Annotated in this window: 13 protein-coding genes and 4 pseudogenes; 1 reads left to right on the plus strand and 16 read right to left on the minus strand. The window is 41.8% G+C overall.

Annotation, left to right across the window (positions count from 1 at the left end; genetic code table 11):
* The first annotated feature begins 87 nt into the window (after window positions 1–87).
* A pseudogene (locus tag PROCOU_RS03770) lies at window positions 88–1435 on the plus strand (MATE family efflux transporter).
* Window positions 1436–1607: 172 nt separating this feature from the next.
* Here PROCOU_RS03770 and PROCOU_RS03775 read toward each other — a convergent pair.
* From PROCOU_RS03775 to msrB, 16 genes and pseudogenes are all read right to left on the minus strand, one after another.
* Window positions 1608–2523: pseudogene (locus PROCOU_RS03775) on the minus strand (metal ABC transporter solute-binding protein, Zn/Mn family).
* Entirely contained in the window at window positions 2520–3359 is an 840-nt protein-coding gene (locus PROCOU_RS03780) for a metal ABC transporter permease (protein ID WP_036069754.1), read from the minus strand. Before PROCOU_RS03780 ends, PROCOU_RS03775 begins: the two are co-directional and overlap by 4 nt.
* Entirely contained in the window at window positions 3359–4078 is a 720-nt protein-coding gene (locus tag PROCOU_RS03785; RefSeq protein WP_036069755.1) for a metal ABC transporter ATP-binding protein, read from the minus strand. Before PROCOU_RS03785 ends, PROCOU_RS03780 begins: the two co-directional genes overlap by 1 nt.
* A gap of 153 nt (window positions 4079–4231) precedes the next feature.
* Window positions 4232–4640: pseudogene (locus PROCOU_RS03790) on the minus strand (MarR family winged helix-turn-helix transcriptional regulator).
* A 12-nt stretch (window positions 4641–4652) separates the two neighbouring features.
* Window positions 4653–6152, minus strand: coding sequence for a lmo1851 family serine protease (locus PROCOU_RS03795; protein ID WP_036069757.1), 1500 nt, complete (start codon window positions 6150–6152; stop codon window positions 4653–4655).
* A gap of 173 nt (window positions 6153–6325) precedes the next feature.
* A complete protein-coding gene (locus PROCOU_RS03800) occupies window positions 6326–6535 on the minus strand; it encodes a heavy-metal-associated domain-containing protein (protein ID WP_036069759.1) in 210 nt (69 codons plus the stop codon).
* A gap of 53 nt (window positions 6536–6588) precedes the next feature.
* Window positions 6589–7284: a nicotinamide riboside transporter PnuC gene (gene pnuC / locus PROCOU_RS03805; RefSeq protein ID WP_051994176.1), complete on the minus strand. Its 696-nt coding sequence runs from the start codon at window positions 7282–7284 to the stop codon at window positions 6589–6591.
* Window positions 7250–8242, minus strand: a complete 993-nt coding sequence (nadR, locus tag PROCOU_RS03810; RefSeq protein ID WP_341871247.1) for a multifunctional transcriptional regulator/nicotinamide-nucleotide adenylyltransferase/ribosylnicotinamide kinase NadR — start codon at window positions 8240–8242, stop codon at window positions 7250–7252. The genes pnuC and nadR overlap by 35 nt, the downstream gene beginning before the upstream one ends.
* Window positions 8130–8525 (minus strand): adenylyltransferase/cytidyltransferase family protein, encoded by a 396-nt coding sequence (locus tag PROCOU_RS18020; protein ID WP_208855799.1) that lies wholly within the window; start codon window positions 8523–8525, stop codon window positions 8130–8132. The genes nadR and PROCOU_RS18020 overlap by 113 nt, the downstream gene beginning before the upstream one ends.
* Before the next feature lie 155 nt (window positions 8526–8680).
* The gene (locus tag PROCOU_RS03815; RefSeq protein ID WP_036069761.1) at window positions 8681–10876 is read right to left on the minus strand and encodes a heavy metal translocating P-type ATPase; all 2196 of its coding nucleotides are present in this window, start codon (window positions 10874–10876) and stop codon (window positions 8681–8683) included.
* Window positions 10877–10896: 20 nt separating this feature from the next.
* A complete protein-coding gene (locus tag PROCOU_RS03820; RefSeq protein ID WP_036069763.1) occupies window positions 10897–11193 on the minus strand; it encodes a metal-sensing transcriptional repressor in 297 nt (98 codons plus the stop codon).
* Between the two features lie 131 nt (window positions 11194–11324).
* A complete protein-coding gene (locus tag PROCOU_RS03825) occupies window positions 11325–12191 on the minus strand; it encodes a M15 family metallopeptidase (protein ID WP_036069765.1) in 867 nt (288 codons plus the stop codon).
* 50 nt (window positions 12192–12241) lie between these two features.
* On the minus strand, window positions 12242–12943 hold the full coding sequence (gene deoD, locus PROCOU_RS03830; RefSeq protein WP_036069766.1) for a purine-nucleoside phosphorylase: 702 nt from the start codon (window positions 12941–12943) through the stop codon (window positions 12242–12244).
* The gene (locus PROCOU_RS03835) at window positions 12927–13184 is read right to left on the minus strand and encodes a YozE family protein (protein WP_036069768.1); all 258 of its coding nucleotides are present in this window, start codon (window positions 13182–13184) and stop codon (window positions 12927–12929) included. The genes deoD and PROCOU_RS03835 overlap by 17 nt, the downstream gene beginning before the upstream one ends.
* Window positions 13185–13205: 21 nt before the next feature.
* Window positions 13206–14112: pseudogene (locus PROCOU_RS03840) on the minus strand (Gfo/Idh/MocA family protein).
* A 156-nt stretch (window positions 14113–14268) separates the two neighbouring features.
* Window positions 14269–14706 (minus strand): peptide-methionine (R)-S-oxide reductase MsrB, encoded by a 438-nt coding sequence (msrB, locus tag PROCOU_RS03845; protein ID WP_036069770.1) that lies wholly within the window; start codon window positions 14704–14706, stop codon window positions 14269–14271.
* Window positions 14707–14711 lie beyond the last annotated feature (5 nt).

The following is a 14711-nucleotide window of genomic DNA, read 5'->3' on the forward strand; positions in this document are numbered from 1 at the left end:
AGAGTACCTCGTTTTCGTGACGAGGCTTTGTCATCTGTGCTATAATCGGGTGTTGAAGGGTTTTCAAGAAAAGGGAGGAACAACATTTTGGAACAAACATATACGCGCAGTGAAAAATGGCGCCAATTTTTAGTTATATTCACACCTGTCGTTATCTCACAATTAATGCTGTTTTCAATGGCTTTAATCGATACGATGATGTCGGGGCATTACTCTAACGAAGCGCTCGCTGGGACTGCTATCGGGAACTCACTATGGGGACCTTTTAATGCAAGTTTATCTGGATTATTGATGGCCGTGACCCCGATTATTGCGCAGTTATTAGGCCGCGGGGAGCATCACGATATTAAACGAACCGTGAACAATGGGCTCTATATCGCAATTGGCTTGGCCGCCCTATTACTCGCGCTTAACTTTCTATTTGTGCCTTCGATATTGCACGCGATGGGACTCGAACCTGCCGTTGCAGATATTGCAAAACATTTTTTAAATGGCATTTGTTTTGGGATACCGGCATTCTTTTTTTTACTCTGTCTTGCGAGCATTTATTGACTCGCTTGGATTGACTCGAGTTACAATGATGATTACACTAATCACTGTTCCTGTAAATATTTTCTTGAACTATTTACTAATCTTCGGAAACTGGGGCTTTCCAGAAATGGGCGGCGCTGGAAGTGGCTACGCAACAGGGATTACATATTGGATTGTATTACTCGTCACGATTATTCTAATTCAAAGTCAAAAAAGACTTCGCGATTTTCACATTTTCTCTGGATTCACTAGATTTGATTGGGGAAAAATCAGAGAAATCATCAAACTTGGCGTACCAAACGGCTTAACAATTCTTTTTGAAGTTAGTATTTTCTCAGCGGTAACGGTATTTATGGGGCGCTTTGGAACGGATACGATTGCGGCGCATCAATCAGCAATCAGCGTACCGACCTTACTTTACGCATTTCCACTCAGTATCGCGGCTGCATTAACTATTTTAGTTGGATTTGAAACTGGTGCAAAGCGTATTGCTGATGCAAAAAAATATCGGCATATCGGGATGATTTCAGCCATCTCTATCGGTGTGTTGAATGGCGTTTTGCTATTAGTATTCCGCGACCAAATTTCGTTGCTCTACACCTCAGATCCTGAACTTGCGGACTTGATTACTCACTTCTTGATTTATGCTGTTCTTTTCCAGTTTGCCGATGCCTTACTATCGCCTGTACTCGGAGCATTACGTGGCTATAAAGATGTTATGGTGACCTCCATCGTCGCCTTCATCTCTTACTGGGTCATAGGGTTGCCACTTGGACTCATTTTGTCCTACACAGACCTCGGCCCATTCGGATTCTGGATTGGCCTTAGCACAGGATTGTTTATTGCAGCATTTATCCTGTCTATCCGAGTTCGATTTACAGAACGAAAATTAATGCGATTTTAAAATAGATGAGTTTGGGGCATAACCCAGATAAGCCGGCGACAAGCGTTTGTATTCAAAGGGTTTTGCTCGATTTGTGTGAAGCAAGATTTACGTCTTACCCAAAAAAAGGAAGTCGTGATATCTTGCTTATTTTTGTGTACAAACACCTTTTGTCACGGACTCATCTATTTTTTTAGTTGTTATTTTTTAATCCGTCGTATATCTTATCTATGTTCCAGCGCATCATTTCTAAATAAGAGTCGCCTGTTTCACCGGACTTTGCAGTAGAATCTGTGAATAACTTAGCTGAAATAGGGACGTTCGTCTCGTTCGATACGCTCTCCATACTTCTCGGGTCAACACTTGTTTCTACAAATAGAACTGGTACTTTTTTTTACTCGAATCGTCTCAATAATTTGCTTCATCTGATTTGGTGTCCCTTGATTTTCTGTGTTAATCTCCCATATATAAGCTGCATCCAATCCATATGCTGCACCAAAATATTTAAATGCGCCTTCACTCGTAACTAGTGTCTTATGCTTCAAATCGGCAAATTTCGTCTTTGCTTCTTTATCAAGCTTTTCCAATTTTCCAATATATTCTTTAGCCCGTACTTTATAATAATCCGCGTTTTCTGGGTCTTTTTTCATCAGTGTATTCCTCGCATTTTCTGCATACTTGATGCCATTTTGCAAGTCCAACCAAGCATGAGGATCTGTTTCACTTTCCTTCCCCTTTGACGTCAAAAATTTAGGTGACACACCTTCACTAAGCGATACGGCCTCCTTTTTTCCCGAAGAAGCTATCAATCTGTCGAACCAACCATTCCCTGTTTCCAGATTCAGACCGTTATTAAATATCAAGTCCGCATCCGCCATTTTTTGCACATCTTTTGGCAACGGATCATATTCATGAGGGTCTGTTCCAATCGGCACAATACTATACAAGTCAATTTTATCCCCACCAATCTGGTTCACAATATCGTATAAAATCGAATACGTTGTCACTACCTGTAACTTCTCTGTATCCGCCTTCTTCTCACTCCCTCCGCACGCAGACAGTAAAAATAGAGCAACACCAATAACACCTGCTAAAACTAATTTTTTCATGACTTCACGCTCCTTCTTCCAAAAATAAGTCCTTGTTTCGGCGAAAATAGAAAGACGATGATAAATAACCCCGTCGCAGCCAGAACGATCGATGCCCCTGAGGCCAAATTATACATATAGCTAAAATAGAGACCGATAACAGCGCTCACCGCCCCAAAAACTGCTGCTAAAAACAGCATGATAGATAGGCGGTTCGTCAACAAATAAGCCGTCGCAGCTGGTGTAATAAGCATTGCTACAACTAAAATAATTCCCACTGTTTGTAGCGATGCCACCGTCACTAATGTTAATAAAGTCATCAAAAAATAATGTAGCATCCGAACTTTTAAACCGTAACTTTGTGCCATCGTGGGATCAAACGAGCTAACCAACAGCTCCTTATAAAACAACGCCACCAATAAAATAACAAACACGCCAATCCCAATCGTCATCCACATATCACTACTACGAACCGCCAACACATTCCCAAATAAAATGTGATACAAATCCGTTGAACTTTGTGCAAGTGAAATCATAATAATTCCGAATGCAAAAAATGAGCTGAAAACAATCCCAATGGCCGTATCATTTTTAATCCGACTGTTCTGATTCACGAAGCCAATTCCAAGTGCCGCAACAATACCAAACGCTGTAGCACCTAAGAAAAAATTGATTCCCAACATATACGAAATCGCGACTCCTGGCAAGACCGCATGAGAAATCGCATCCCCCATCAATGACATGCCTCGCAGAATAATAAAACTACCAATCACGCCAGAAACAACGCCAACAATAACCGATGTTAGCAATGCTTTTTGTAGAAACTCGTACTGCATCAATCCATCTAAAAATAACATTAGTGCCTCACCTCCCAGTCAAACCCTTGTCCGTATGTTCTCAAAATATTTTCTTTCGTAAATACTTTTTCTGTCTCACCGTGCGCCACTAATTGTTGATTTAATAAAATAACATTATCGAAATACCGCGCCACTTTATGGAAATCATGGTGTACAACGATTATCGTCTTCCCTTCATCTCTCAATTTTTTCAATACTTCGATAATAAGCGCTTCACTTGTCATATCGATTCCAACAAACGGTTCGTCAAGCAGAAAAATAGTAGCCTGTTGTGCTAAGGCGCGTGCAATGAAAACACGTTGTAACTGCCCACCTGAAAGTTCACCGATTTGACGTTTTGCGAACTTCTCCATTTCAACTTTTGCTAAGGCTTTGCGCGCGATTTCACGCTCTTTCTTTCTTGGTAGCTTGATAGGACCGAGTTTCGGATACGTGCCTATGAGTACCGTGTCTAGTACTGTGATTGGAAAAGTTAGATCTACACTGTTTCTTTGGGGAACGTAAGCAATTGAACCACGCATATGCTCGATATCATGTTCTTCCCAAGTTACCGCGCCTGAATTACGAGGAAGCAAGCCGATGAGTCCTTTTAAGAACGTTGATTTCCCTGCACCGTTTGGACCGATAATACCTGTCATCTTACCTTTTTCTATTTGTAGGGAGATATCCTCCACAACAAGTTTTTGACCGTATGCAATAGATAGATTTTTAATTTGCATTTATATCACCTTATTTCTCTCATCATAATTTTAGATTAAACTAACAATGTTTCTTTTGCGCAACTTTTTAGTTATTATATCCTATATTATTCAATTTGTAAAGAGTCACGCCAATAAAAAAAAGAGCGGCTTTATCGAGGCCGCTCTTACTCTTTAATTTTCCGCTAACTTCTTCAACAATGCCTGAAACTGCTCGCGTTCTTCGTCTGTAAACACAGAGAAACGGCGAACAATCATTTCCTTTTTCTTCTGTTCAATCGAAGCTACAAAATCCCTTGCTTCTTCAGTCAGTTCTAGCACCACAATGCGGCGGTCTACTTCTGAGCGGTGTCTCGTTATAAAGTTATTCGCCACTAAAGAGTCTGTAATCGCCGTGATGTGACTCGCTGAAACGTCTAGCTTCTTGGATAAATCAGTCGTACGATTAACACCACTCGAAATGAGACTCAGCACACGGAATTCGCCACCTGTTAGTTTCCGATCTAAAATGCTATCTACCTCATGACGGAAACTATTAAAAAACGCGCTTCACAGATGTTTCTATTTCAAGAAAATTATCCATGTCAAGCCCTCCTTACTTCAATTGTTCTTGCACTAATTCAACTGCTTTCTTCTCTTGCGGATCATTGACTTTTAACTCTTTTTGAATCGCTGTTATTAATGCATCCGTTGTTGCGCCGGTAACAATGCCATCCACTTTAAGTTTGCTTGCTTCTTGGAATGCCTTCACACCTTCTGTAGTATCTGCATCAAACAGACCATCTACTTTTCCAACATTATATTTAAGTGCATCAAGCATGGTCTCGATTGTTTTCACATCATCGCCAAAACTGCCTTCTTTATAAGTTTTAGAGGCATCAGGAATCGCCATTGTCGCGTAAGCTGGTAACGCTACTTCTACATTCGGTTTAATTCCCTTTTCATGAATCCATTCGCCGTCCGGAGTTAGCCATTTCGCGATTGTTAATTTCAATAATGAGCCATCGCTAAGTGGAAATGCTGTTTGTACTGTTCCTTTCCCGAACGATTTCGCACCGATTAATTGAATACCACCTGATTCACGTGCTGCTGCTGCCAAAATTTCAGAGGCACTTGCACTGCCTTCATCAATCAGCATCGTAACTGGTACTTTTACTTTGTACCCGTTATGCGCACTACTATCAGCTTTAATTGATTGTTTTGAACCATCTTTTTCCTGTTCTTGAACGATAACTTTTCCATCAGGTAAGAACAAACTCGCAATATCTACCGCTTGGTCAAGTAAACCACCTGGGTTTCCGCGTAAATCTACAACTAACCCTTTCATTCCTTTAGATTCCATATCTTTCAATGCTTTTTCGAATTCACTATACGTATTTTCTGAGAAAGTTGTAATTTGAATCCTTGCAATTTTGTCAGCACCCATTTCTGCGTATACTGTCTCAATTGGAATTTCGTCACGAACAATTTTCACATCAAATGGCTTATCTGTACCAGGACGCGAAATAGTGAGCGTCACACTTGTCCCTTTCTTTCCACGAATCTTTGTTGTTGCCTCGGTTGAGGAGATACCTTTAATCGATTTGCCATCCACTTCAACAATCTTATCGTTAGGGCGCAATCCCGCTGCTTCTGCTGGAGAATTTTTAATTGGCGATACAACAGTTATGTAACCATCTCTTTCTTGAATCTCTACACCAATACCTGAAAAACTTGAAGAAATTGTATTATCAAATTCCTCTGCTTCCTTCGATGTCATAAATGAAGAATACGGATCTCCAAGAGAAGCCACCATACCATTTATTGCGCCTTCCATCATTTTATCGGTATTTACATCCTTAAAATATTTATTCTGAATATCATCGTACACTGTATAAAGTTTCGTAAATTCCTTACGTTCAGGAATCGCCACTTTCACATGCTTATCTCCGCCCACAGACATTACAATCGCTGTTACCAAAGCCGTTGCAAACACACATCCGAATAACAGCATAACAAATGGGAATATTTTCATTTTCACGATACCTTTTCTCGTAGCCCCATCTTTCTTCTCTTCATTTTCTGATTCATTTGGATTTGTCGGTCCTTGTTCCATTCCTATGTTCACCACTTTCTCACTAAACAACCTAGTATGATATTTTTAACTTTCCTTTATTCTATCAGCTTTTACTCCGAAAGGGTAGCTTTTGTTGTTGTACCTATAAAAAAAAGATGGGCCTCCCATTTCCAGCTCGAAAGCCTTCAAAGTTTGACTCATCTCCTTATCATTTAAATGGCAACCTCATAACCAGCTTCATCAACAGCTTCCTCGATAGCATCTTGTATGTTTTTCCCCTCAACATACGTCACTTCTGCGGTTCCAGCTTCAAGCGAAATGACAGCTTTTTCGACACCTTCCACAGATTCAATCGCCTCGCGAACTCGTTTTTCGCAATGCTCACAGCTCATGCCTTCAATCTCTACTACTAATTTAGCCATTCTCTCCACTCCTTTATCGCCTTATCTACACTTATTATACCCTACCTGGGTAATTATTGCACAGATAATGAGCGCTTTTCCTCCGATTCATGCCATTCCAGCAGTCCATAAACAGCATTAAAAAGATAAATCGCATACTGTGTGGCGATAATCGGATTTTTCGTATAAATATTAAGCGAAATCACAAGCATGTTCATTATAATCCACAAATACCAATTAAAACTAAACCGCGCAATCATTAAAAATTGAGCTGTAACACCGAGTGCAAAAATAAAGTTATTCAGCATTAGTTGATACGGATCATTTGCAACACCAAGAATTCCAGTCAAATACATATTCACAAAAGAAGCTCCAATGATAAACAAAATAGCAATTCCAAAATGGCGTTCCGTCAACTTTCTAGGTTCCAATGTTGCCTCTGCGTCCAAATGTTTTTTCCAAGTTACCAAGCCAAAAATGTGCGTCACAAAATAATATAAACTAGGCAATGCCGCCCCGATATTGCTCCCTAAAAAATTCCCACTCATTTCGCCAAACGCCGCCAACATGCCAAAAATATTTCCACTATTTTTGCCTTTAGCTAGTAAAATAACACAAATCAAGCCACAAATTGCACCAACATAAGATAATAGATATCGCCATTCAAAATTCACCAATGGGTTCGTTGCTAAGAACGCAATCGTAACAAGCAAAACACAAAGATAAGGATAAACTTTATTCCGACCGATTTTCATCACGACTGATTTCATCTGAATTCTCCTTTTTATCGTTCAATAATTGTTCCACAAGCTGGATACTTTCCAAATAGCGCTCCTCATAATTCCCCGAAGTAATAGCCACGTAAGGAATTCCATTTTCCGTTAGCAATTTTTCCAATAAATCCTGAAACTCCTTGCGCTTAGCCTTACTTCCAAGATGCCGCAGCCCATCATTCACCCATGGCGTATTGTTCTCTAGCAAAATAACTAAGTCAAATCGCTGCGTCTCAATCATAGCTTGCACAAACGGATGCTCACGCCCTTCATACGTCATACAAAACGCTTGTGTCGTTACATAATCCGTATCAATGAACGCCACCTTATTCGCATATTTCACTGCAAAATCAATATACTGCGCGTGACCAAGCGAGATTTTATCATAATCGGAAAATTGAAGAGCCTTCTCATTACCACCGAGATGAGAGAAGACGTAATCCCGTCCATATTCCCAAGCACTCGTGGTATTAAACGTATTCGCCAGTTTATTCACAAGCGTCGATTTCCCACTTGATTCTCCACCTAATATGGCAACTTTCCTCACAAAAAACGGTTTGACTTCCGTTGGAATATAATCCCAATAACGAAATGGCTCTTGCCTAATTTGTGTCGCACTAATATTCATAAACGAACGCTCTGCATCAATGACAACCGTATTTACACCAAGTAGCTCCTGATAACGAATTGCATCCTTTGGCTCACTCGAATAAATCGCATTCGCCTGAATATGATTATCTGCAAGCAATTTTTTCGCTCGAATCGCCCACTCATCCCAGCCATCCGGATATGGCGGAATACCATCTTCCGACAAATCGTGAATTTTAATGTTATCCTGGTACTTAAACGTCTGTAACAACCAACGCCAGCGATCCTCCACAGTTGGTTGCTTCGTCATGGAACTTTTTTTGAAAAAGCTCGAAATCACGTACAGCATCGTGACAAAGAATGACATGAAGCTCATCTACTTGGCTCGCAGCCCGCTGAATTAAATAAATATGCCCCGTATGTAACGGATAAAATTTCCCAAAGACAACACCGATATTTTTTTCACGAGGAGGATATTCTAAATGCAGTACCTCATGTAAAGCTTGCAGTTTCTGAGCGCTCGGTTCCTTGATTTTATTGTTAATAAGTTGACTGAGATAACCTTTCGTAACACCAATTCGATCCGCAGCTTGCTGCAAAGTAAAGCCATTTTCTTTTAAAGCTAGTTTTAAATATGTATAGCGTTGCATGATTATCGCTCCTAACTCACTTTTGTTTATTATATTAAACAAAAACCCTGTAAAAGTCAATAACACTTACAAAATCTTTTCAAAAATGCGTTATTGTGTATCCATTAAAAAAGCTTAGAAATCCATTTTCCAGATGATTTCTAAGCTTTTTCTTGTTATTTCAACTTCAATCGTTTCAAACGCAGGGCATTCACTACAACCGAAACCGAACTGCCAGCCATCGCCAATCCTGCCACCCAAGGCGCTAACAAACCAAGCGCTGCTATCGGAATTCCTGCGCAGTTATACGCTAACGCCCAGAAAAAATTTTGACGTATATTCCGCATCGTTGCTCGACTTAATTGAATTGTTTGTGGAACAAGCGTCAATTGGTGTCCAACAAGTGTCACATCCCCCGTCTCAATTGCAATATCCGTTCCCGTTCCAATACTAATCCCCGTGTCTGCCGTCGCAAGCGCCGGTGCATCATTAATCCCGTCGCCAACGAACGCTACCACTCGACCTTTCTTTTGCAAATCAGCTACGAGGTCACTCTTATCATTCGGTAGTTGTTCTGCATAAACTTCATCAATCCCAAGCTCTGTCGCAATATTCTCTACAACAACGCTTTGGTCACCAGAAGCAATAGCCGTCTTAACGCCCAATTCATGAAGCCGTAAAATCGCTTCCTTAGCCTCTTTTCGTGGTGTGTCCAACAAGCCGAACGCACCAGCAAATACACCATCGATACTCATCGCGACAATCGTTTGCCCAGCTTCCATCCACTTTTGCATCGTATCAACTACGTCTTGCTGTATAGCGACAGATTGTGCAATAAAACGATACGAGCCAAGCGACACGCTAGCATCGTTTAGTATACCCACCATACCATGTCCTGCCTTTGCTCGAATTTTCTCTGCACGTGCCTCTTCTATATCGCCTAAATAAGCCAACACAGCTTTTGCAATCGGGTGTTCCGACCGTGCCTCCATTGCACCTGCAAAACGTTTGAAATCCACGTGACTATCTAACATATTTGTCACACGTAATTTCCCTTCCGTCAGCGTTCCTGTTTTATCAAAAATAACCGTGTCCACTTTCGCCGTCCGCTCTAGATGTTCGCCACCTTTAAAAAGAATACCGCTTTCGGCAGCTTTCCCAGTTCCCGACATAATCGCAGTCGGCGTTGCCAAACCCAGCGCACATGGACATGCAATCACAAGTACTGCAATCGCGACTTGTAGCGACTGATCAAGTACGCCACCTGTTGCAATCATCCAAACCACGAATGTCACAAGCGCAATCCCTAGCACAATAGGCACAAAAATCCCCGAAATTCGATCTGCCAAACGCTGAATTGGCGCTTTCACACCCTGCGCCTCTTCTACGAGCCGAATAATCGTCGAAAGCACTGTATCATCCATCCGTTTCGTTACCTTCGCCTGAAATGTTCCATCGAAATTCACCGTGGATCCAATCACCGCATCCCCCACCTTCTTCTCGACAGGTACCGGTTCTCCCGAAATCATCGACTCATCAACACTCGTTTCCCCTGTCAAAACAACCGCATCAATCGGCACTTTTTCACCAGGGCGCACTAAAATTACATCGCCGACCGCAAGCTCATCTACAGGCACCTTCCACTCCTTGTTCTCCCGCAGCACAACAGCTTCCTTCGATTGGAGTTTAAGCAGCCCCGCAATGGATTGCGTTGTTTTCGATGTAGCATAACTCTCCAACAACTTCCCGAGCAAAATTAATGTAATCAATATTGCACTCGTCTCAAAATAATAATGTGCTTCTATATTAGGATTTAGCATTTGCCGGACATACTCTGCCAAGCTATAAAAATAAGCTGCTGATGTCCCAAGTGCCACAAGCACATCCATGTTGGCGCTCTTACCACGGAGCGACTTATACGCCCCAACATAAAATCGCCAACCAATATAAAACTGAATCACCGTTGCCAAGATTAGCTGAACCGTCGGACTAATCAACGAATCAACTCCCATTGCAAATGACGTATGATGTAAATACGGGATATGCGTCACCATGGTCAGCAATAACGGGAAGGCCAAAACAGCAGACAGCGCAAACTGCCGCACCTCACGTCTAAACTTCTTCTCCAATACCGCATCTTTTTCTTCTTTTGACATTTTCTCCGCTGCCTCATACCCCGCATGCTTCACAATATCAATCAATTGTTCTGTTCCTATCTGCTCGGGATCATAATACACTACAGCACTCTCTGTCACCAAATTCACACTGGCTCGCTCCACACCAACTGCACGTTTCAACGACTTCTCCACCCGTGTCGAACAAGCTGCACATGTCATACCGAACACATTCAAATCTTGCCTCTTCGCTTCCATTTTAAAATCCCCCCGATCTATCACGTTTTTGAGAACTGCCGAATTACCTTCAACAACTCATCCATCACTTCATCCGACTCACCATTTTGCGCAGCATCTACGACACAGTGCTTCGCGTGATGCTCCAAAACTTGTAAACCAACCTTCTTAAGCGCTGAATTAGCCGCTGAAATCTGCACTAAAATATCAACACAGTAACGATTCTCCTCCACCATCTGCGCGATTCCACGAACCTGCCCTTCCACACGCCGCAAACGATTCAACACCTGTTTTGTATCTTCATCCGAACGTGGCACAATTGGTTTATCATGAACCATTATCATCCAACTCCTCTCACAACTCTATGACCTCATTATACCTATAGGGGGTATTTTAGTCAATCAACTTGTTTCCTTTCATCCATAAAAAAGACCCCCACATCACGTGAGAGCCCTTCATCATTCACTATTTAGGCATTATCAATTTTCTTTTGCAATGCTTGCACATGTTCGAAAAACTCTTCAAGCGTCCAATCATTCTCATAAATAATCGTTGCCGCGCCTTTCCCAACATAGCGATAGTGCCAAGATTCATATTGATATTGCGTCACAGCTTCCTTACCTTTCATATACCTTAAAATAAAGCCATAATGATGCGCGTTCTTTTGCAACCATTGACCCTCCGGTGTTTCACCAAAAGCCTCCGTCAAGTTAAATCCTTGATTACTCGATGAGATATCCATTGCAAGACCGGTTTGGTGCTCACTTGTACCTGGAACAGCCACAGCTTCCTTTGCCTTTGCTTCACCTTTCGCAGCAACCTCCGCGCTAAAAACCTCCTGCTGACGTTTATACGAACGATACCCCGAGACAGCATATAATGTCAGACCATCTTTCTTGGCCGCCGAAAACATCACCTCTAACTGAGATCCAGCTTCCTTCCGCATCTGCGCTTTTTCTACCTGTGCATCACCGAATGAAAAGGTTACATTCGGGCGAACAAGATCGGGCGGCGAATAGCTTGATTCTAGAGAATACTCCTTATTCGCGAGCACTAATATGTTCTCAGGGTTCGTAATAAATTGAACACCTTCTCTTTTTACTAATTTATTTTGCTGAGCAATGTAAGGATAAAGCGGATCATCTTGGTAATTTGTACCCTCCGCCTTGTTATTCTTTTCCGTACTATCCTTACTTTCTGGTTGTTCTGTATTTACCTTTTGGTCTGCTGTCGCTGTTTCCACACTAGGATGGTTGAGGTCACCCGTTACATAATCTGTTGACGTATTCAAACTAGCCAATCCTAGCGCTATTATGAATGAAATAAAATGCATCATCTTGTCTTGTTACCTTCCTTCGTCAGATTCTCCCCACAAATATTTCATCCCTACTTCAATGTAGACTCTAACGCAACCACAATCATATCATTGAACGTCGTTTGGCGCTCTTCTGACGTCGTTTCTTCCCCAGTAAAAATGTGATCACTGACTGTCAAAATCGCCAATGCTTTTCGTCCAAATTTCTGCGCAATCGTATAAAGTGCCGCTGCTTCCATCTCGATGCCAAGCACACCATGGTCCGCCAATTGTTGCTTATCCAACTGCTCATTATAAAAGCGATCTGATGAAAAAACATTTCCAACACGCATTGCTAGGCCTTTTTCAAGCCCTGCATCATACGCATTTTTCAACAATTCAAAATCAGCTACTGGTGCAAAATCTACGCCTGCAAATGTGTTACGATTAATTTGCGAATCCGTCGAAGCCGCTTGCGCAATGACGACATCGCGAACTTTCACGTCTTTTTGGATTGCGCCCATTGTTCCAACGCGAATCAAATTTTTGACATCATAACTTTGAATCAATTCATTCACATAAATCGAAATCGATGGAACCCCCATACCAGTACCCATAACCGATACACGCTTCCCCTTATAAGTCCCCGTATAGCCAAGCATATTACGAACTTCATTAAAACAAGTAACATTCTCTAAAAAAGTTTCTGCAATATACTTCGCACGCAACGGATCTCCCGGTAAAAGAATCGTTTCTGCGATTTCGCCTTGTTTTGCCTCAATATGAATACTCATCGACTATCGCCTCCCATTTTTTTTCTTCATCCAAAATATAGCTATTCCAAATATCATCAAACAACGTCATGCTCGGAATATATGGAGCATTCAACTCCAAATACTCGCATAACTCATAATAATCAGTAGACTGCTTCGGAAAACTGTGATCTTTAAAAGCATCATTTGCAAATTTCGTCGCTGCATCCCGTTTAATCGTATCGCGGTAAGTCATTAAATAATGATAAAACGATCGTCCCAAGCCGCCCATTCCTTTCTGTTGTCAACTTTCCACATGTCGCAAAATTTCTTCACAAATCCGATGCGTTTCAAGCGCTGATTTTTTTTGTAACTGGCTCTGTCTTGCCCTCACGTACCGCATCCAAAAAGGCCGTAATAATCGACTCGAACCCACGTTTATAAAGTGTCGTCTCCCAATCACCAAAACGCACAATCGAATGGCCCGTCCCTTCGTATACATGCAACTCTGTCACGTGCTCCACTTCAAATTTCGCATCCGGTGTAAAGACAGTCAAACGCTCCTCGCTTGTACCGCTTTCTCGATTCATAATCGCCGTTGCCGTCCGACCATTCGCCAAAAACTGCACTGTAATCGCTGATAATAATTCCCCATTCATCGTCGGAAAAACCGTCATTTTCTCCACCGGTGCATCTAGTAAATGTAATACCGTATCCACAACATGAATAAAATCATCAAAGATAAACGTACGTGCATCATTTGCCTGCGCTTTCCGATGTTTTTGCATCAAAATCATATTGGTATCTGTTTTTTCTGCCAACGCCGCATATCGAGGCGCAAAACGGCGATTAAAGCCAACCATCAATAACGTATTTTTTGCCTCAGCAAGCTCAATCAATTCCTTCGTCGTTTCATAATCGTCCGCAACCGGCTTGTCTACATAAACCGGAATCTCCGCCTCTAAAAATGCGCGAACAATTTCTGGATGGCTTGCCGTTGACGTATGTATAAACACCGCATCGACTTGCGCACGAATAATCGAATCAATGGAATGATGCGTATTATGAAATCGGTATTTCTCACTAATAGCCTTCAACTTCTGCGCATCACGCGTAAACAAATGTACCTCCACATTATCCAAATGCGCAAACACCGGTAAATAGGCTTTCTGCGCAATGCCACCTAAACCAAGCACAGCAATTTTCTGCATCTTCATTCCTCCTTGGAAAAATACAAACTAATACCCCTACCAATTCTATCATAACCTGGCAGAGGTATTCAACGCTAAAACTACAACATATGCTAAATATAGCGACAACAAGCGGTAGCTCACCATCATTTAGCAAAGGTCCGCACCATTCCACCATCACTCAAAAAGCGGCAAATACACACCATAACCAGCTTCTTCAAGCGCATCTTTCGGTACAAAGCGAAGCGCCGCGGAGTTAATACAATAACGCATTCCACCTGATTCACGCGGCCCATCAGGAAAAATATGACCCAAATGGGAATCAGCATCCACCGAACGAACCTCCGTCCGAATCATTCCGTGCGATAAATCTCGTTTTTCCAAGACCTCAAGCGGATCAATCGGCTTCGTAAAACTTGGCCAACCACAACCAGCATCATACTGATCCAGCGAGGAAAACAACGGCTTCCCAGAAACGATATCCACATAAATCCCCGGTTGTTCATTATCCCAAAATTCATTTTTAAATGGGCTTTCCGTTCCTTGCTCCTGTGTCACTTTATATTGCAAATCGTTCAATTCCTTCAATCGTTTTGCTTTATCCTCTTGCTTCATTAGCG

The sequence above is a fragment of the Listeria rocourtiae FSL F6-920 genome, from assembly GCF_000525975.1.
GTDB lineage: Bacteria > Bacillota > Bacilli > Lactobacillales > Listeriaceae > Listeria_A > Listeria_A rocourtiae.